We start from the raw sequence: 19,411 nt of genomic DNA on the forward strand, positions 1-19,411 counted from the left end.
TCTTGTCTTTTTCTTTCACGAAAAAACCGTATAGTTTGACCTATACGGTTTAGCCTTTTATTCTTTTTTCTGCTCATTTTTTGGAATTTCAAAATGAACGCCAACGACATGAACATTGACTTCATCAACTTCTAGCCCTGTCATATTTAATAACGTTTGACGAATATTTTCTTGAATTTGTTGAGCAACTTGAGGGATAGAAACGCCAAAATTTAATGTACAAAAAACATCTACTATAATTCCTTCGTCGGATAATTCAACTTTAATACCTTTACCATGATTTTTCTTTCCAAGTTTTTCTACCACGCCGGAAGCAAAATTTCCTCTCATGTTGGCGACACCTTCAACTTCAGAAGCCGCAATTCCGGCAATTACTTCAATCACTTCTGGAGCTATTTCCACTTTCCCTAAGGCATCCTCATTCATTTCAAGAGTGTTTTTTTCAACCATTCATCCAACACCTCCTATTATGTTTATTCCATGACATTGTACAATTCAAGAAATTTTGTATTAAATTGTCCACTTTTAAATGTTTCATGATCAAGCAACTTTAAATGGAATGGAATAGTTGTAGAAACTCCTTCAACAACAAACTCACTTAGTGCTCGTTTCATTCGTGCAATGGCTTCTTCTCTTGTCGCACCATAGGAAATAACTTTCGCAATCATGGAATCGTAATAAGGCGGGATTTTATAGCCCGGATATGCAGCAGAGTCAATTCTTATTCCTAGTCCACCTGGAGGAAGATACATTTTAATTTCTCCTGGAGAAGGCATAAAATTTTTCTCAGGGTTTTCGGCATTAATTCGGCATTCAATTGCCCAACCGGTAAATGTAACATCTTCCTGTTTAATTGAAAGTTTTTCACCTGATGCAATTTTAATTTGTTCCTTTATTAAATCCACACCGGTTACTAGTTCTGTTACTGGATGCTCTACTTGTATACGAGTATTCATTTCCATGAAATAAAATTTTTTATTCCTATAGTCATATATAAATTCTACCGTACCAGCACCTGTATAATCAACTGCTTTTGCTGCTTTTATCGCTGCTTCACCCATTTGATTACGGATCTCTTCGTCTAGTGCTGGAGAAGGTGTTTCTTCTAACAATTTTTGTAGTCTTCTTTGGATGGTACAGTCTCTCTCACCTAAATGTATAACATTACCGTATTGATCCGCTAATATTTGAATTTCTACATGTCGGAAATCTTCAATATATTTTTCTAAGTAAACGCCAGGATTTCCAAAAGCCGTTTCAGCTTCTTGTCTCGTAATATTGATTCCTTTTTTCAATTCTTCTTCGTTCCAAGCTACTCGAATCCCTTTTCCACCACCACCGGCGGTTGCTTTAATGATCATTGGGTATCCAATTTCATTTGCAATTTGAATGGCTTCGTCTAAGTCTTCAATGACTCCGTCAGAACCAGGGACAATTGGAACATTCGCTTTTTTCATCGTTTCTCTTGCGACATCTTTCGTTCCCATTTTGGAAATAGCTTCAGGGCTAGGACCAACGAACGTAATATTACACTCTCTACATAATTCAGCGAAATCAGCATTTTCTGCTAAAAATCCATATCCCGGATGAATCGCATCACATCCTGTGGAAGTTGCTACACTTAATATATTCGTTTTATTTAAATAACTATCTTTTGAAAGATTAGGGCCGATGCAATAAGCTTCATCCGCTATTTGTACATGCAATGCATCTTTATCTGCTTCTGAATAAACAGCTACGGTTTCAATTCCTAGCTCTTTACATGCGCGGATGACGCGTACGGCTATTTCTCCTCTGTTAGCGACGAGCAATTTTTTTATCATTATAATCGCTCCTTATTCTGGTTTAACTAAAAATAAAGGTTGTCCATATTCGACTAGTTGTCCATCTTTGACAAGGACTTCTACAATTTCCCCTTTAACTTCTGCTTCAATTTCGTTAAATAATTTCATCGCTTCTACAATACAAACAACCGTAGATTCCGTTACTTTAGATCCAACTTTCACATATGGTTCAGCACCTGGAGATGGAGCTTGATAGAATGTACCAACCATTGGTGAAACAATCTTATGTAAGGAAGAATCATCAACGTCTTTTTGTTTTGGTGTTTCCGCTACTTCATTGGAAACTTGAATTGTTTTTTCTTCAGCTACTTTTACTACTTGAGGTTGTACTTCTTTTTCAATATATTGAACTTTTTGAACCGGTGCAGATACTTGCACTTCCGCTTGGTTATTTTTCTTCATTACTAATTTCGTTCCAGCATGTTCATATTGAAATTCATCAATGCTAGATTGGTCAACAAGTTTAATAATTTCACGTATTTCTTGTACTTTTAACATCTATAAAGACACCCCTTGCGTCAATAATTGTGACTTACTATTAATATCATACGATAATACCTTATCTAAATTCAATAAATTTCATGAAAATGGTCAGACCAGTCTATTAAAATGGTGATGGATGAACGATTATGAGAATATATTTTTTACATTCTTACGTATAACTTCAGTAATAAAAAGGCTCCCGTAAATGAACCATCTGTAAAGACCGTTCATTTAGGAAGCCCTTTAATTATTTACCAGTATCAAATTCAACAGCAACAAATGTTTCTCCAATCTCCTTATTTACAAGACGAATGATATCATTCGCTGCTTTTGGAGATGCCTCTTCTGCTTTAATCGTTATCATCACTTGTTCTCCGTCTGCCCTTACCAATGCATCTTTATATCCCATTGTTGAAACAATCAAAGATTCAATTAATTTTTCTTTCGCAGCAATTTCGTTGATTTTTTCCATCTCATCTTTTGCTGCGCTTCGTTCTGATGCAGGTAAATCCGTTTTAGCTACGATTTCTTGCAATTCTTCTAATTTCGCACTTCTTTGATCTTCCATTTCTTGTCTCAATGCTTCAAACACTTCATCACCAGAAACTTGTGTAATTACAGTTGATTCACCACTTTTATCCGATGATTTTTCACTATTAACACCTGCAATATTTGATTCCTTTTCCGGTGCTGTAATATAGTAGACTGATAGAACGACGACTAAACTTAACATGGTTAGTAACCAGACGGTTTGTTTTTTCAATAACATTTTTTATTCCTCCTTTGATTTTTTTGCTAATACGGATACACGGTGACTTGGAACATCTAAATACCGTGTGACAGCTTCTCTAATCCATTTTTTAACTTCTATATTTTCAGCTCCTTTAGCAACCACCAATACACCTCTTACGGAAGGTTTTTTTGTTTCAGATACTAAAGGAACTTCTTTATCACCATTGCGAATAATCACCATTTGTTCTTCTGTTGACTGATCGTGCACGATTCGTTGTCCACCTTCACGGTCCGTTTCTTCCGTTGTTTGGTTTTGTATGATTTTATTTTTTTCGAAAATCTTCTTTTCCGTTGCATCGACGTTGACAACAACGGAAACGTCCCCAACTCCCATAATCGATTCTAAAACTTCTTTCAACTGTTCTTCATAATATTTTTCATATTCAGCAATTGAATTGAACTCACTTACATCTTTTTGTTTAAATACGGCAACGTCTTCTGAATTTAATTCAGTGTTTGTATTTGTGTTTTCAGATAATGAATGGCTCGTGGAAGATGGATCCTTCGAAAAAAAGTTGCTAATTAACAATATAGCTACACCTATGATGAAAAGTAACAATATATAATGGCTTTTTTTTATTTTTTCATTTGAATTTTGATCACTATTAAAAAACCAATCTTTTATTTTTTGAAAAATATGTTGATTTTTTCCCATCAGCCATTCCCCCCTTCAACATGTATTTGCAGCTGCGATTCTTCTAGGCCCCAACTGTTTGCAAGGAATGCTATTACGTTTTCTAAATCTTCTACTTGATTGCTTGCTGGCTGATTCGTATTAATGGTTATAGGTTTAACTGCTTGAATAGATTCGTTGTTGTTCTTGGTAAGATAAACGGTTACAGATTTAAGACTAATTTCGGTATTTGTAGGGAATGGTTCATTTGACATTTCCATTTCCGGTTGAATTTCTTTTATTTCATAGCCATACTTATCCATTAATTCCTCCTTTACATCCATTTCTAATTGGACAGCCATTTGTTTTAAAATATATGCAGAATGTGAGGCTTGTATTTCTTTTTTCTTCATTTCTATTAAATTTTCTAATTTTTTTTCTTCATTTTCTGTAACAATAGGCAATTGTTTTAACCATGCATCTACATCTTCAGAAAACAATTTCATAATTGGAGTAAGAATGATGGTGATGAGTAAAAGGCCGATTACCATTTTTGCATATTTTTGTAATGAGGAATTTGGCAACAACATATCGACAATGACAGCTAAAAAAATAAACAGGATAATATTTGATATCCAACTAGAAAGATAATCCACGTAAATCACCTATCTTACCATTACGGTTATATTTCCTGCAGCGATAATGACGGTAATACTTAAAAAGAACATAATCGAAACGATCCCGAGAGCAACAAAAATATAGATGACGCTTTTTGAAATGACATCTAAGCAAGTGATGACAGGTCCACCACCTAATGGTTGAAGTAAAGCAGCTGCAAATTTAAAGATGAAAGCGATGATTAGTATTTTCAATGCGGGAAAAATGGCCATGATTAATAGAATCGCTACTCCAGCAATTCCGATTGTATTTTTTAACAATAACGAAGCGGTAATAACGGTATCTGCGGCATCTGTAAACATTCTCCCAACGACCGGGATAAAATTACCAGTAATAAATTTTGCCGTTCGAATCGCCACTCCATCCGCTACGGCAGTAGCTGCACCTTGAACGGAAATGACTCCGAGAAAAACTGTCATAAAGATCCCTAAAAGTCCTATTGACCAATTTCTTAATAGTGAAGCAAGTTGGGTCACTTTATAATGTTCGGTTAGCGTGCTGACAATACTTAATAATGCGGATAAAAACAATAAAGGTAAAATGATATTGTGAATAAATAGACCGCTAGAGTTCATCAAAAATAAGACGACTGGATGGAAAAAACTAGCGGAAACAAGACCGCCACTGGATGCAATAAGCGCTAACAACAACGGAATTAATGCCATCGTAAAATGAATCATTCCATTAATGGCTTCTTTTGTATAATTGATTGCTATATGGAAGCTATTTAAGGCGATAATCATTAAGACTAAATAGACAATCGCGTAGGCAATTTTGCTTATCGCACTTTTCTCAAATGAATTTTGTAGCGATTGAAGAAACATGCTAAAGACTGTTAAAACAATTAATGATCCAAGAAGTTTTCCATTGGCAATAAGCTCATGGAAGACATATTTTAATGCTCCTAGAAACCATTCTTTAATGGAAAATTTCTTTTCTCCTTTTACAAAATCAACAAAATCACCCTTTTGACTTTCTGGGAGGAAACCTCCATATTCATGTACAATTTCATCCCAAAACTTTTTCAATTCGGATAAATCTAAATGATCAATTTGTTCTTCTAAACTTAATGTTTCTGGTAGTTTCTCTTCCTCACTGTTTGCTTTGGCGATTAGGCTTGTCCATCCAAAAAAAGAAAGATATATGATGACTATTGCCATTAATATAAAACGGTATTTCATCCTCTCACCTCTAAAAGATTGACACTTAAATTGGGATCATATTTAAGATCATCTCTATTAATGCTGTTAATATCGGGACAGCCATCGCTAATATGACAATTTTTCCTCCCAATTCAATTTTTGAAGCAATCGTTCCTTGACCAGCATCTTTCGTAATTTGTGATGCAAATTCTGCAATATATGCGATTCCGATTATTTTTAAAATGGTTTCTACATAGACAAGATTGATTTGTGCATTTACAGCAATTCTTCGTAACATTTCAATAATGGCATAAATTTGATCGACTAAAAAAAGAAAGATTGTACATCCTGTAAAAACAATAAGGAGAAAGGAAAAATTAGGTTTTTGTTCTTTAATGATCAATGCTAAAAATGCCGAGGTGAGTCCAATACCGACTATTTGAAGAATTTCAATCGGAAAGCCCCCCTATCCTATCCATTAAATAAAAACACCGATTTAATTTTTTGAAATAGATCGCTAACAATTGATGCCACCATAAACAAAATATATATAAAACCAAATAGTGTCACCCATTGGGCATATTCCTTTTTATCTAGCTGTTCTAGTACTGTATGTAAAAAGGCAACGACAATTCCGACTCCAGCAATTTTAAAAATGACATCCACCTCAATGCCCATGAAGAATCCCCCTAACTTGTTACAGTAGAATAATGGCGATTAAGAGCCCTGTTAGAAAACCTAAACTTTTTGTCATCCTTTCATATTTAAGTTGTTTATCTCTTGCTTCTTGCTCTTCCCTTTCTAAATGAGTTAATGCAAGAATAATTTGCTTTTGTTGACTGATGCGATCATGTTTCCCTAATGTTTCCCCGAATTGTTTCAAAATCTCATATTCTTCGTTTTTTAAAGATGTCATATTCCAAATTTCCTTTAAACTACTTTCCCATGACTCCTTTACAGTCGCATCTCTTTGTACAAGTTTTAAGGCAAATAACTCAAAAAGATTAGAAATAGGTGGGGCAATCTGATTGGATATTCTTCGAGATGCTTCATGTAAAGGCGTGTGTCCATACATGATTTCAGCATCCAATGATTGAAGTGCGGATTTTAACATTCTTAACTGCTTTGTACGGTTACTTAAGTGTTTAGCAAGTTCAAACCCAACCCATGTAGTTGCCAAAATAATAAAAATTGCACCTATGATTTTCACCATAAAATCTCACTCTCTTTTCTTAAATCCCTTCCATTTTTATCCCGAATTCTTCGTATATATCCTGGGGAATGAGCTCTAGATAATTCGATATATCGTTCAAAAATCTTTTGTTCTATGATGGTTTGAAGTGTTGGTCTCTTCTGGATATCCTCAAAGGATTCTCCATGTGTGGTCATCATTAAACATATTCCTGCATGAACTGCCTCCATAATAGCCTCGCCATCTTCTTTACTTCCGATTTCATCTACAATTAAAACATTTGGACTCATCGAACGAATTAACATCATCATTCCTTCTGATTTAGGGCAAGCATCTAACACATCGACTCTTGGTCCAAACGTTAATTGTGGAATTCCTTGAACACAACCTGCAATTTCTGATCGCTCGTCGACAATTCCTACTTTTTGCGGTTGAATCTTTTTCTTTTCCCAACCTGTCGAAATGATTCGAGCTATATCCCTTAATAATGTTGTTTTACCAGTCTGAGGAGGGCCGATAATCATCGTATGTTTCCAACCGTTTTCATACAAATAGGGTATAAGAGGTTCTGCGATTCCAATTTGTTCACGAGCAATCCGTATATTAAAGGATGCAATATCCCGAATAGCCTTCACATAACCACCTTCTAAAATGACTTTGCCGGCAAGACCAATACGATGTCCACCCTCAATGGTTATGTATCCCCTTTTTAATTCTTCCTCTAATGTATAAAAGGATGAATAGCTCAAGTTTTGGATGAATCTTTCTGCGTCTTCTGATGTAAATCGATAGGGAAGATAGATAACGTCTACACTTGTAACAACTTCTATCGGCCTAGTAATTCGTAATCGTATTTCTTCGATTTTTTGAAATAGAGAGGAAGGCAATTGTAACAATTTTTCTACAATGACTTTTGGTAAATAGGAAAGAATTTCGTTCATGTATAAAGCCCCCACTCATTACATCTTCTGTTACTTAAATGTATTCGGCGTTGGACAAAGTATGACTTTGAATTTGTTAACAATTAAGAGAGGAAGTACTGAGGTAATAAGATAGGAAAAGGATGTAAATATAGAAAATGGGTAAACCATATATTATTCCTGAAAAAAGCATACAAAAAAGCAGATAAATGATATGGATCATTTATCTGCCTTGCTTCAAAATTATGCACGAGATACATAAGTACCGTCAGTTGTGTTAATAACGAGGCGATCTCCCACATTAACAAAGAATGGTACTTGAACAACTAAACCTGTTTCTAATTTTGCTGGTTTTGAACCACCAGAAGCTGTATCCCCTTTAATTCCAGGTTCTGTTTCCACTACTTCAAGTTCAACTGTATTAGGAAGTTCAATACCAATAGTTTCGCCTTGATACATCATAATATAAACTTCCATATTTTCTTTTAAGAAGTTTAATTCATATTCCACTTGTTTACTAGATAATTCTACTTGTTCGTATGTTTCGGTGTCCATAAATACATGGGAATCACCGCTAGCATATAAATACTGCATTTTACGGTTATCAATTTGTGCTTTTGCTACTTTTTCCCCAGCGCGGAAAGTTTTTTCTTGAATGTTTCCTGTGCGTAAGTTACGAAGTTTTGAGCGTACAAACGCAGCTCCTTTTCCAGGCTTTACGTGTTGGAATTCTAATACACGCCAAATGCCTCCATCAACTTCGATTGTTAAACCTGTACGAAAATCGTTTACTGAAATCATTCTTTTGTCCTCCTAATTTACAAAATCAATAACTCTTTTGTAGAGTGAGTTAACGTTTCGTTGTGATCATCTGTTAGAACGATATCATCCTCAATTCGGACTCCGCCAACCCCCGGTAAATAGATTCCAGGTTCTACAGTGACGACCATTCCTTTTTCCAATACTAAATTAGATCTCATAGACAAAGAAGGACCTTCGTGAACTTCTAGTCCTATCCCGTGTCCAGTTGAATGTCCAAAATTTTGTCCATATCCTTTCGAAGTTATGTAATCTCTAGCAATGGCATCAGCTTGTTTACCTGTTAAGCCTGGACGTATTTCATTCATCGCTTTCATTTGGGCATCATAGACGATTTGATAAATTTCTTTTAATTGGTTTGACGGTTCTCCTACTGCTATCGTTCTTGTAATATCTGAAATGTATCCTTTATAAAAGGCACCATAATCAAGTGTTACCATGTCTCCTTTTTCAATGATCTTATCTGAGGCAACACCATGTGGGAGCGCTGATCTAGCACCTGATGCAACGATAATATCAAAAGATGACGAATCCGCGCCACATTTTCTCATAAAAAATTCAAGTTCATTCGATACTTCCTTTTCCGTTAATCCAGGACGAATGAATTCTATAATGTGTTTAAATGCTGCATCAGCTATGTCTGCTGCTTCCTTTAATATCTTAATCTCATCTTCTGTCTTAATCAAGCGAATTTTTTCTACTACATTTGATACGGGAATAAATTCAGCTTTCATCCCTTTTTGATACGATAAGTATTGAGCATAGGTAAGGTCATTTTCTTCAAATCCAAGTCTTTTTACTCCATTTTCTTCCACGAGTCTTTTCACTTCATCTTGAATTAGACCTTTATGTTGGACAATTTCAAATCCTATTGCTTGTTTTTCAGCTTGCTCTGTATAACGGAAATCCGTAATAAAGTATGCCTTTTCTTCCGTTATCAAAACAACTCCTGCTGTCCCCGTAAAATTCGAAATATATCTTCTATTGTAGGGATTGGTAATTAAAATTGAATCAATATTTAATTCTTTAAACTGCTGGCGGACTTTATTGATTTTTCCCATTTTCTTCTCTCCCCTTTAAATGTAAAATTGCCTCTAAAGCCAACCTATACCCATAAAAACCTAAACCAGAAATATGTCCGCTTGCTACAGGAGCAATCACTGACCGATGCCGAAACTCTTCTCGTGAATAGATGTTGGATATATGGACTTCAATGACAGGTATGCCTATTGCCTCGATACAGTCGCGAATCGCATAACTATAATGCGTATATGCACCCGCATTTAAAATAACCCCAATAAATCCATCTCTATTTGCTTCTTGTAGCCAATCAATAATTTTCCCTTCATGATTGGTTTGTCGACAATCTACCATTATTCCTAGTAATTTTGCTTTATCCGTAAGAAATCGTTCTAAATCATGTAGAGATTGTTGACCGTATACAGCAGGATTACGACTCCCAAGCAAATTTAAATTCGGACCATTAATGACCAAAACTTTATCCATTCTCCAACCTCATACAAAAGTATTTAACGTAAACATTTTAACATAAGGATTGAAAATTACACTATAGCAGATGGTATATTTTCTATGAAGAAGCAGAATTTTCATTCTTCTCTCTTTTGTCTTCCCTTATTTTTTGTTCATTTGCTTCAAAAGAAATGGAATAACCAACGAATACCCCAAATAAAATATACAGGCAAATAGTTGTAATGATTGTATCTCTTTTTAATTCAAACACATTTTTTAAGCTTGGAAATAGTGGATTGAAAATAAAAAATACAATCGCAAATAATGCAATTCCAAAACCTATACCGACCCAAATTGATTTAAATCTTCGCAACAATGCATAATACATGAGAGCTCCTATCATTCCAAATAATCCAATAAAGCCTATCGAAATAACCGTTCCAATCCATTTATGTTTCCAATCTCCAAGTGCCCAAGGCTCTAAAATAACATTTGGCTTAATTTCAGTAAAATGAAAAATGTATGCAATTAAACCAATAAAACTCCATAATACTCCTCCAACAAAACCAGTGATTAGCGACATGGTTAATAAAGACATCGGTTCTTCTTGTTTATTTTGTTCTAGCTTTTCATTTTCCATAGGTACACCTCCTTTTTTTATTATGTCCTTTCCACTTTTGTTTATAGGGAAATAAGCATAGAGGTTTTTTAATTTTTTATGTAGAATAGAAATTATAAGGATTTCAATATATATAGAAATAGGTTGGTGCGATCATCATGTCAGATAAACAAAAACCGGTATACGGTGGCCAAGCGGTCATCGAAGGGGTAATGTTTGGTGGAAAACATTACTATGTAACTGCCATTAGAAGAAACGATCAGTCCATTGATTATTTTCGTCTCCCGAGAGTTCAAAAATCATGGGTGCAATCATTAAAAAAGATTCCATTTATTCGTGGAAATGTTGCGATTATCGAAGCTAGTGCGAATGGTTCCAAACATTTAAATTTTTCTGCTGAACGCTTTGAAGTCGATCCTGGGGAAGAACATAAACAACAAAAAGAAACTTCTAAATGGACGATGATCTTTAGCATAGCGGTCATTGGAGTACTATCTTTTATTTTCTCAAAATTTATTTTCACATTAATTCCTGTGTTTTTAGCTGAATTCATGCGGCCGATTATTTCAAGTGATATCGGACAAATATTGATCGAAAGTTTTTTTAAATTACTACTGCTTCTCGTATATATTTACTTTATTTCAATGACACCTTTAATTAAACGAGTCTTTCAGTATCATGGTGCTGAACATAAAGTCATCAATGCTTTTGAAAATGGGGTAGATTTGACGGTAGAGAATGTTCAAAAGCAATCAAGACTCCATTATCGTTGTGGAAGTAGTTTTATCCTATTCACCGTGTTAGTGGGTGTATTTGTCTATATGTTTGTGCCAACGGATCCTCTTTGGGTACGTATTTTAAATCGATTGGCACTCATACCAGTGGTGATTGGAATTTCGTTTGAAGTATTACAGTTAACTAATAAAGTACGGGATATACCAGTATTAAAATTATTGGGTTATCCAGGTTTATGGCTACAGCTTTTAACCACGAAAGAACCAAAGGACGACCAAGTGGAAGTAGCCATCCATTCCTTTCAAGAATTATTACGATTAGAAGAGGAAACAGAAAAAAATCTTCAAAAAGAGGATTAAAAAGTTTAAAAATGGTCAAAAATGCTCATGATGCTCATAGGAGGTGGCGTACATGAGAGGGAAATCAGCCTATTTATTTTTATCAATCATCATATTACTATCAATAGTTGGGTTAGCTTCCACTTTAATCATGAATCCAAGTCATATATTCCGATACATCATTGTTTCAGCAATCATTATTGGGATTATATATTTACTTGCCCAAAAATTTTTTGCCACAAATAGGGGCAGCGAGCATCGAGCATTTTTAAAAGCAGCGAGAAGTTCAAAGAAGCGATTAAAGAAAAAGGAATCGTATATGAAAACTTCTGGCCGGAGTGCAAAAAAGATTCGCAGAGAGGCAACTCATTTAACAGTGATTGAAGGAAAAAAAGGAAAAAGAAAAAGTCGGGCATTTCACTAATCAAACAATGAGAGTGTAATAGGAGTTATTCCCATTACACTTTTTTTTAATATGTCCACCTTTTTAAAAATTCTTCTGCTCTCTTTCTACCAAGTTGGAGTAATTCATTTTTCTTCTCTTCACTTAATGAAAATTCTGTCGCACTAATGCCTTCTGTAGGTATGAAGATAATATTCTTTTCATGTTTTCGTGAAATATATCTGGCATCATGTGCATCTTTCATTGTTGTAAATAATGCTTCGAATAATTGAATGGAATTATTAATTTTGTTTTTCTTTCCTCCATTAATATAATGACTGAGTTTAATTCCTAAAACTGGACGAACTTTTTTCACGTTTTCTTTATCAAATAACCATAACGGAAAATTACTTAATACACCTCCATCTACTAAGTAATACGTCCCTCTCTTTGTTACTAATTTTACTGGCTCGAAAAAGTAAGGCAAACTTGAACTCATGCGGACTGCTTTCGCAATTGGAAAATGATTAGGATTTAAACCGTAATGATGGAGATCATCCGGTAAAACAACCATTCTTCCGTTCGTTAAATCTGATGTGATGACTCGCAATGTTTGCGGAGGAAGATCTGAAAATGTATGAATGCCTTTTGCATATAACACTTGGTTTAGCCATTCTTCCAGCATCTGTCCTTTGTATAAACCCATACGGAAATATAAATTGAACCATTTCGCAAAAGGTATCGGTATGACGTATTTTCTTTCATCTAAAAACTTTTTTAAATCAAGCTCATCCATTAATTTTTTAATCTCTTGGCTTTTATACCCTGCCGCAATTAATGAGGCTATTATGGAACCTGCACTTGTCCCTGCCACACGCTTAAATTTAAATCCTTTCATTTCAATCATTTCATAAGCCCCTATTAGGGCGATCCCTTTTATACCCCCACCGGAAAATACTCCATCGATGTACATACATCCGCCTCCGTTGATTTCCTTTCTACATTCATAATCTTGGAGACGGCGAAATAGTACAGTAGACAAATCTATTTACGTAAAATATTGAATTTCTGCTTGAGGAAAAAATTGTTGGATATATGCTCTCATTGTATTCTCCAGTTCTGTTGCCTCATCTGTTGGGTATATATATTTACCTATTCCATATTTTCCCCACTTATACTTTCTTTTCGTTTCATCCATTTCCAATTTCGTTTTTGGGTATCTTTTTTCAATAATCTTTTTCGCCGGTTTTGTAAAACGGTGTTGAATTAGTTCAAATGTTAAGTGTTGTATATCAATATTTTCTAATGAAGATTTAAGTCGATCGAACAATTCATAATAGCCTTCTTTCCATCCATCATACATATAAATAGGTGCAATAACAAAACCTAACGGATAATTCGCTTGCGCTACTTTTCGTGCAGCTTCTAATCGTTCTTCAAATGAGGAAGTACCTGGTTCAAAATTTTTAATGACATATCTAGCATTTACACTGAAACGAAAACGAGTTTTCCCATTATGCTTGGCATCTAATAAATGATCGACATGGTGATATTTTGTTACAAAGCGAAGTAGACCATATTCTGTTTTTCCGATAAACTCAATTGCTCTTTTCAACGAATGCGTTAAATGATCAATTCCAACAATATCAGAGGTACAAGCAGCTTCAAATCGCGTAATTTCCGGACTCCGTTCATCAATATATGCTTTTGCTTGTTCCAATATTTCGTCGATATTCACATATACACGAATATATGGTTTACTTCCGAGCGTTGTTTGTAAATAACAGTAATGACAGTGCCCCATACAACCGGTTGCTAGTGGAATCGCATATTCAGCCGATGGTTTAGATGTATCAAATTTCAAAGTTTTCCTTACTCCTACTACTAGTGTAGACTTTGCCATTCGATACTTTTGAAGTTCATTTTCTCCAGGAATCCCCCGCACTTGGTTGTGGGAAGTCGTCTCACGAATTTCTATATTTAATCTTTTAAATTTCTCGTACAATTCTTTCCCTAACGGATAATCTAATGCTCTTGGTTCAAAATATACAAGTTGAGGCATAAATGGTTTCATCTTTCGTCACCTTCCTTGTAATAGTATGTCCTCTATCCTTGAATTACGTTCTTCACTTTTCTGTTAAGACTGGAAGAGACTAGGTCAAAAAATTCTCTTATTGGCTTTAAAATAACGTTTGATCTTACATCTAACAAAACCTCATTTTACGTAACAATAAAAACCCGTTTGAAAATATTTCGATTCAAACGGGTTCTTCATTCGCGAACTATCTTACATTTTTTATAATGTTTTTCATTTCCTCTGACCTGTCTTCAACTATCGCTCCCAAATCTTTCACAATATAAATCACCAGATAATGTAACAATCACAAGTTTATACTAATACACAAAATAAAGTGTTGTTGAACAATACGATAATTACACTTCTTCCTACGGGTTAGGATAGTTGAAATAATGTACATTAAATTATTAAAAAACAACCTCTGCGTTTTTCTTTCTGGTTGAATTTATGTTTTCATGATGTTATAGAATGGTTCGATCAAGTGCAATACATGTCTTTTAGTAATCCGTAATTATCTAGATCTTGCAAACTAGCTAGTATTCTTTTGAATATTAAAATTACCCCTTTAGATAATTTTATCCAAAGGGGTATATGGATGTAATTTTGTGTATTAATTCAAAATTACAAGCCACATTTTAATTGAGCTCCGCAATTGTCACAAGTGTTACAACCACCGATTTCCATCACTTTCCCTTTACGACATACTGGGCAAGTGTTTCCTATTTCTGAGCCGATTGTAACATCTGTAGTTCGCAAATCTTGAATTGTATCAATTAAGACAACTTTTCTTTCCTCTTTTTTCTCTTCTACAGTCATATCTTCCATTGTATTTTCTTCTGCTTTTAATGTTAATACTTGTGTATCACGACTTCCATCGACATATACAGTACCGCCTTTAGCTCCACCTTTATATAGTCTTTCGTAAACTTTTTCCACCTGTTCTACGGTATAACCTTTCGGCGCATTTACCGTTTTACTGATTGAGCTGTCAATCCATCGTTGAATGACACACTGAACATCCGCATGTGCTTCTGGTGTTAAATCCATTGCTGTAACAAACCAATGTGGCAATTCATTTTCATTGGCATCCGGATTTTCTTTTAAATATTCTTGTACAATGTCTGCTTTTACTTCAATAAATTTTCCAAGTCGGCCAGAACGATAATACGTAAAGGAGAAATATGGCTCTAACCCTGTAGAAACACCCACCATTGTTCCTGTTGATCCTGTAGGAGCTACTGTTAATAAATGCGAATTGCGAATACCGTATTTTAAAATCGATTGACGGATATCTTCTGGCATTCGTCTCATATAACCAGTATTTATAAACGCTTCTCTCAGGCGGTTTGTTTTTTCGTCGGATTCACCAACTAAAAACGGGAAGCTTCCTTTTTCTTTTGCCAACTCAATAGACGTACGATAAGCAGTAGTAGCAATAACCTCAAACAATTGGTCAATTAGTTTGTTTCCTTCTTCTGAACCATATTCTGTTTCACAATATATGAGCAGGTCATGTAATCCCATAACTCCTAAACCTACACGGCGTTCTCCTAGGGCTTGTCTTTTATTTTCTTTTAAGAAATAAGGTGTTGCATCAATAACGTTATCTTGCATGCGAACTCCAATTTCAACCGTTCTTTTTAATTTTTCAAAATCAACGGTTTTTGTTTTGCGATCGACCATTTTTGCTAAATTGATAGCCGCTAAGTTACATACGGAATACGGGGCTAACGGTTGTTCGCCACACGGATTTGTCGCAACGACTTTTTGACCGTAAGCTTTCGCATTGGTCATGTCATTAGCATTGTCAATAAAGAAAATTCCTGGCTCTGCAGAATAGGTTGCACAAATATTAATTAAATTCCAAAGTTCTTTTGCTTTAATTTTACGATATGTTTTCACACGGTACCCTAATTTCTCCCACTCACGAACATCCCCAACTTCATGCCAATGTTCGTTGTAATAATCCATTTCTTCTTCCGTATACGATTCAATGTCTGGAAACTTCAATTCGAATTCTCCATCTTTTTCAACCGCATCCATGAATTCTTTTGTTAAACATACCGATATATTCGCACCCGTTAAAAATTCAGGATTATGAACCGAATATGTTCCACCGGTTCTTAGTTTATCTTCTGCTTCTTTAATAATTTCTTCGCTAAAACCGCCGTATCCTGGAATATTTTTGTAGTTAATAATTCCTTGGTACATCGCTTTTTCTGTTTCTGTTAGAGGAGTAAATTTTAATTTTTCTTCCGCGGCTTTTTTAATTTGCTCATCATTTGTATTCTCAATTAAAAATCTTAAGATGCGAGGATTTTGCATTTTTGAAATGATGAACTCGATAATATCTGGATGCCACACCGCTAGCATGATCATTTGTGCTCCTCTTCTAGATCCACCTTGTTCAACTAAGTGTGTAAGTTTTGCGATATCATCCAGCCAAGAAACCGAACCAGAAGACTTTCCATTAACTCCTTTGGCTAAAGCATTTCGTGGACGTAATGTCGAACCATTGGTACCAACACCACCGCCGCGGCTCATAATTTCCATCACTTGTTTTCGGTGTTCAGAAATCCCCTCTCTTGAATCTTTAACAAATGGCATTACGTAACAATTGAAATACGTAACTTCCGTACCAGCTCCTGCTCCATATAAAACACGCCCTGCCGGTACAAAATTGAGTTCAGAAAGTTCTTGGTAAAATTTTCCAAACCATTCTTTCCGTTTTTCTTCCGTTTTCTCAACATCTGATAAACCTTTAGCATTTCGTTTAGCAATTTGTTCGTAATAGACTTCCAACGGTTTCTCAATGACATCGAGTGAGCGTACAATAATTCCCGATTCGATTTCTTCCTTATGATCGAGAACTCCTCGATACTCTTCCTCAATGAAAACTTTTGCTTTATTATTTTGTCTATCTATATCAAGTATGTACCCTAAACCTCTTGCTGGAAATTTAGGATCTTCCTTTATTGTTAAGACAACTAAATCACCTTTTGTTAACGTAATTTTTTCTGTATCTTTAAAGGAATAACGATCAATCATCACAAGTCTTGAGACACCTTTGAAGGATAATTTCATATCCGGGGTAATCGGATGGACTTGTGGAAATAAACGAATCGCTTCATTCAATTGTTCGATATTCAGTTTTGGTTTCTCCATCTCCTTAATAATCATTGACATACAAACATCTCCCTTTTCTATTACTATTAGAAGAAATATCCATGGTGTCTATTAAATTAGTTTAAACTTATCATATGTCCTAACGAAAATCAATATATAGTGTCATTAATTTTTATCAATATCAATATATTGTGTTTTTAGGCATATTCGTCGAAGTTTGTCAAGCGTATTTCCGCCTATTTTCTGAAAAAATTTTTTGACTTACAAAAAAAACGCTGTTTTCATAGTCAAATGATTGACTTTGAAAACAACGATATCTTTTATCTTGAAAAATTCCATTCCTCATTTTCATAGCGGTTTTTCGCTATGGAATGTACGAACGATAATTGTTCTTTCGTCAATTCTAACGGTTTTAACTCAATTTCTAAGCCTGTTTCAAAACCTTTTTTAAATGCCTGTTTTGCCTGATCAAACGTAACGTTTTCATTTTTTAATTCGTTGATTGCTACAGCTTTATTTTTGAATGACTGTTTCATTCTTTCTTTTACTCTCTCATTTGGATATTTGAATAAAGAGAATAGTTTATCCTCATCAATATCCAATAGGATAGAACCGTGTTGAAGGATCACACCTTTTTGACGCGTTTGTGCACTTCCAGCAACTTTTCTTCCTTCTACAACTAGTTCATACCAGCTTGGAGCATCAAAACATACAGAAGAACGTGGATTTTTTAGAACCTCCCTTTCTTCCTCTGTTTTCGGTACAGCGAAATAAGCATCCAATCCTAAGTTTCGAAATCCTTCTAAAATGCCCGTAGAAATCACTCGATATGCTTCCGTTACGGATGCTGGCATTTTCGGATGCTCCTCTGTAACAATCACACTGTATGTAAGTTCATGTTCATGAAGGACACCTCGACCTCCTGTTGGTCTTCTAACAAATCCTAATCCCAATCGTTTAACTGCTTCCATATCAATTTCTCGATCCACTTTTTGAAAATAACCTATGGAAAGACTTGGAGGAGACCAACCGTAAAAGCGGATTGTCGGGCCAATTTGACCTTCACTATGCCATAATAAGAGAGCTTCATCTAACGCCATATTAAAAGAAGGTGAACAAAAACCGCTATCAATAAAATTCCAAATTTCTTTTTTCATGTTTAACACCTTTTTTCTATCATTTGCATTTACTCATTCTAGCAAAATTAGCAAAAAAAATAAAGGATAACACCTTCCATATAAAAATAGAAAACTATACAATTTCCTTTGCTCTTTTTTCCTATCAACTATATAATAAATATTGTCTTAGCAAGCGGAAAGGAGTACTCAATATGGGAAAATATATTGCATTACTGATTATAATTGCCCTTATTATTTATTATGCTTACACATGGTACATACGAAAGAAAAATGTAAAAGTATTGACCCAAGAAGAATTTATTAAAGGCTATCGTAAAGCTCAATTAATTGACGTAAGAGAACCGAATGAATTTGAAGGCGGACACATTTTAGGTGCAAGAAATATTCCGCTATCTCAATTTAAAATAAGGATGAAAGAAATTCGTCCTGATAAGCCTGTTTATTTATATTGTCAAGGTGGAGCGAGAAGTTCTAGAGCGGCATTAATGCTTTACCGTAAAGGATATAAAGAGTTGTACCAGTTAAAAGGCGGATTTAAAAAATGGACAGGTAAAATTAAATCTAAGAATTAAACATCTTTAAGAGATTCTTCATAAACGAGAATCTCTTTTTTTCATAGTTATTGATAAGGGGGATGGGACAATGAAATTAAATGAGCTAGAAATTCAAAAACGTCTTGCTATCCTAGAAGGATGGAAATTGACAGATCAACGTTGGATTGTGAAAAAATATCGGTTTCATGATTATTTAAAAGGTGTGGAATTTGTTCAAAAAGTTGCTCAGCTTTCCGAAAACGTCAATCATCATCCGTTTATTTCTATTGATTATAAGTTGATTACCATTAAGTTATCTTCTTGGAGAGCCCAAGGTTTAACAGAGTTGGATTTTGAACTAGCTAACAAATATGATGAATTATATAATCAACAGAAAAATGATCAAAACCGTTAAATGAAAAAATAATGCTCATAAAGCAAATTAAAATGAACCTATTAACCCATCTACATCATTCTACAGCCAAAGAAAAACCGACTTGATTGTTCAA

The 19,411-nt window shown here is 34.8% G+C and carries 23 protein-coding genes; 4 read left to right on the forward strand and 19 right to left on the reverse strand.

Features of this window, described 5'->3' with window-relative positions; translation table 11 throughout:
* Positions 1-57 precede the first annotated feature (57 nt).
* The 15 genes from AC3ASS_RS01005 to AC3ASS_RS01075 all read right to left on the reverse strand — a co-directional run bounded on the left by AC3ASS_RS01005 (position 58) and on the right by AC3ASS_RS01075 (position 10,593).
* The gene (locus AC3ASS_RS01005) at positions 58-450 is read right to left on the reverse strand and encodes an Asp23/Gls24 family envelope stress response protein (protein WP_488281634.1); all 393 of its coding nucleotides are present in this window, start codon (positions 448-450) and stop codon (positions 58-60) included.
* Between the two features lie 23 nt (positions 451-473).
* Positions 474-1,823, reverse strand: coding sequence for an acetyl-CoA carboxylase biotin carboxylase subunit (gene accC, locus AC3ASS_RS01010; protein ID WP_488281635.1), 1,350 nt, complete (start codon positions 1,821-1,823; stop codon positions 474-476).
* Positions 1,824-1,835: 12 nt separating this feature from the next.
* Complete coding sequence (gene accB, locus AC3ASS_RS01015) at positions 1,836-2,342, reverse strand: acetyl-CoA carboxylase biotin carboxyl carrier protein (protein ID WP_488281636.1); 507 nt, start codon at positions 2,340-2,342, stop codon at positions 1,836-1,838.
* Between the two features lie 232 nt (positions 2,343-2,574).
* Complete coding sequence (locus tag AC3ASS_RS01020) at positions 2,575-3,096, reverse strand: SpoIIIAH-like family protein (RefSeq protein ID WP_488281637.1); 522 nt, start codon at positions 3,094-3,096, stop codon at positions 2,575-2,577.
* A gap of 3 nt (positions 3,097-3,099) precedes the next feature.
* Positions 3,100-3,774 (reverse strand): stage III sporulation protein AG, encoded by a 675-nt coding sequence (spoIIIAG, locus tag AC3ASS_RS01025; protein ID WP_488281638.1) that lies wholly within the window; start codon positions 3,772-3,774, stop codon positions 3,100-3,102.
* The gene (gene spoIIIAF / locus AC3ASS_RS01030; protein ID WP_488281639.1) at positions 3,774-4,388 is read right to left on the reverse strand and encodes a stage III sporulation protein AF; all 615 of its coding nucleotides are present in this window, start codon (positions 4,386-4,388) and stop codon (positions 3,774-3,776) included. Before spoIIIAF ends, spoIIIAG begins: the two co-directional genes overlap by 1 nt.
* A gap of 9 nt (positions 4,389-4,397) precedes the next feature.
* Positions 4,398-5,591, reverse strand: a complete 1,194-nt coding sequence (gene spoIIIAE, locus AC3ASS_RS01035) for a stage III sporulation protein AE (protein WP_488281640.1) — start codon at positions 5,589-5,591, stop codon at positions 4,398-4,400.
* Positions 5,592-5,616: 25 nt separating this feature from the next.
* The gene (gene spoIIIAD / locus AC3ASS_RS01040) at positions 5,617-6,000 is read right to left on the reverse strand and encodes a stage III sporulation protein AD (protein ID WP_488281689.1); all 384 of its coding nucleotides are present in this window, start codon (positions 5,998-6,000) and stop codon (positions 5,617-5,619) included.
* A gap of 23 nt (positions 6,001-6,023) precedes the next feature.
* Positions 6,024-6,230, reverse strand: a complete 207-nt coding sequence (spoIIIAC, locus tag AC3ASS_RS01045) for a stage III sporulation protein AC (protein ID WP_488281641.1) — start codon at positions 6,228-6,230, stop codon at positions 6,024-6,026.
* A gap of 19 nt (positions 6,231-6,249) precedes the next feature.
* Positions 6,250-6,765, reverse strand: coding sequence for a stage III sporulation protein SpoIIIAB (gene spoIIIAB / locus AC3ASS_RS01050; protein ID WP_488281642.1), 516 nt, complete (start codon positions 6,763-6,765; stop codon positions 6,250-6,252).
* The gene (gene spoIIIAA / locus AC3ASS_RS01055; protein ID WP_488281643.1) at positions 6,759-7,685 is read right to left on the reverse strand and encodes a stage III sporulation protein AA; all 927 of its coding nucleotides are present in this window, start codon (positions 7,683-7,685) and stop codon (positions 6,759-6,761) included. Before spoIIIAA ends, spoIIIAB begins: the two co-directional genes overlap by 7 nt.
* A gap of 222 nt (positions 7,686-7,907) precedes the next feature.
* Positions 7,908-8,465 carry an elongation factor P gene (gene efp / locus AC3ASS_RS01060; protein WP_488281644.1) on the reverse strand — a complete coding sequence of 186 codons (558 nt, stop codon included), beginning with the start codon at positions 8,463-8,465 and terminating at the stop codon, positions 7,908-7,910.
* A gap of 17 nt (positions 8,466-8,482) precedes the next feature.
* A complete protein-coding gene (locus tag AC3ASS_RS01065) occupies positions 8,483-9,544 on the reverse strand; it encodes a M24 family metallopeptidase (RefSeq protein WP_488281645.1) in 1,062 nt (353 codons plus the stop codon).
* The gene (gene aroQ, locus AC3ASS_RS01070) at positions 9,528-9,989 is read right to left on the reverse strand and encodes a type II 3-dehydroquinate dehydratase (RefSeq protein WP_488281646.1); all 462 of its coding nucleotides are present in this window, start codon (positions 9,987-9,989) and stop codon (positions 9,528-9,530) included. Before aroQ ends, AC3ASS_RS01065 begins: the two co-directional genes overlap by 17 nt.
* Before the next feature lie 82 nt (positions 9,990-10,071).
* Positions 10,072-10,593 (reverse strand): YqhR family membrane protein, encoded by a 522-nt coding sequence (locus AC3ASS_RS01075; protein ID WP_488281647.1) that lies wholly within the window; start codon positions 10,591-10,593, stop codon positions 10,072-10,074.
* Positions 10,594-10,730: 137 nt separating this feature from the next.
* On the opposite strand from AC3ASS_RS01075, the gene AC3ASS_RS01080 reads away from it, so the two are divergent.
* Together AC3ASS_RS01080 and AC3ASS_RS01085 are read left to right on the forward strand one after the other, a co-directional pair.
* On the forward strand, positions 10,731-11,666 hold the full coding sequence (locus AC3ASS_RS01080; protein ID WP_488281648.1) for a DUF1385 domain-containing protein: 936 nt from the start codon (positions 10,731-10,733) through the stop codon (positions 11,664-11,666).
* Positions 11,667-11,718: 52 nt separating this feature from the next.
* Positions 11,719-12,069 carry an SA1362 family protein gene (locus AC3ASS_RS01085; RefSeq protein WP_488281649.1) on the forward strand — a complete coding sequence of 117 codons (351 nt, stop codon included), beginning with the start codon at positions 11,719-11,721 and terminating at the stop codon, positions 12,067-12,069.
* Between the two features lie 46 nt (positions 12,070-12,115).
* Here AC3ASS_RS01085 and AC3ASS_RS01090 read toward each other — a convergent pair whose 3' ends face one another.
* The 4 genes from AC3ASS_RS01090 to AC3ASS_RS01105 form a co-directional block, all read right to left on the reverse strand.
* Positions 12,116-13,000 carry a patatin-like phospholipase family protein gene (locus AC3ASS_RS01090; RefSeq protein WP_488281650.1) on the reverse strand — a complete coding sequence of 295 codons (885 nt, stop codon included), beginning with the start codon at positions 12,998-13,000 and terminating at the stop codon, positions 12,116-12,118.
* Between the two features lie 75 nt (positions 13,001-13,075).
* The gene (splB, locus tag AC3ASS_RS01095) at positions 13,076-14,101 is read right to left on the reverse strand and encodes a spore photoproduct lyase (RefSeq protein WP_488281651.1); all 1,026 of its coding nucleotides are present in this window, start codon (positions 14,099-14,101) and stop codon (positions 13,076-13,078) included.
* Between the two features lie 624 nt (positions 14,102-14,725).
* Entirely contained in the window at positions 14,726-17,284 is a 2,559-nt protein-coding gene (locus tag AC3ASS_RS01100; RefSeq protein WP_488281690.1) for a vitamin B12-dependent ribonucleotide reductase, read from the reverse strand.
* 266 nt (positions 17,285-17,550) lie between these two features.
* Complete coding sequence (locus AC3ASS_RS01105; RefSeq protein WP_488281652.1) at positions 17,551-18,387, reverse strand: lipoate--protein ligase family protein; 837 nt, start codon at positions 18,385-18,387, stop codon at positions 17,551-17,553.
* 173 nt (positions 18,388-18,560) lie between these two features.
* On the opposite strand from AC3ASS_RS01105, the gene AC3ASS_RS01110 reads away from it, so the two are divergent.
* Together AC3ASS_RS01110 and AC3ASS_RS01115 are read left to right on the forward strand one after the other, a co-directional pair.
* The gene (locus tag AC3ASS_RS01110; RefSeq protein ID WP_488281653.1) at positions 18,561-18,941 is read left to right on the forward strand and encodes a rhodanese-like domain-containing protein; all 381 of its coding nucleotides are present in this window, start codon (positions 18,561-18,563) and stop codon (positions 18,939-18,941) included.
* A gap of 70 nt (positions 18,942-19,011) precedes the next feature.
* Positions 19,012-19,317: a 4a-hydroxytetrahydrobiopterin dehydratase gene (locus tag AC3ASS_RS01115; protein WP_488281654.1), complete on the forward strand. Its 306-nt coding sequence runs from the start codon at positions 19,012-19,014 to the stop codon at positions 19,315-19,317.
* Positions 19,318-19,411: the final 94 nt, after the last annotated feature.

This window comes from Bacillus sp. JST-5, assembly GCF_057747715.1.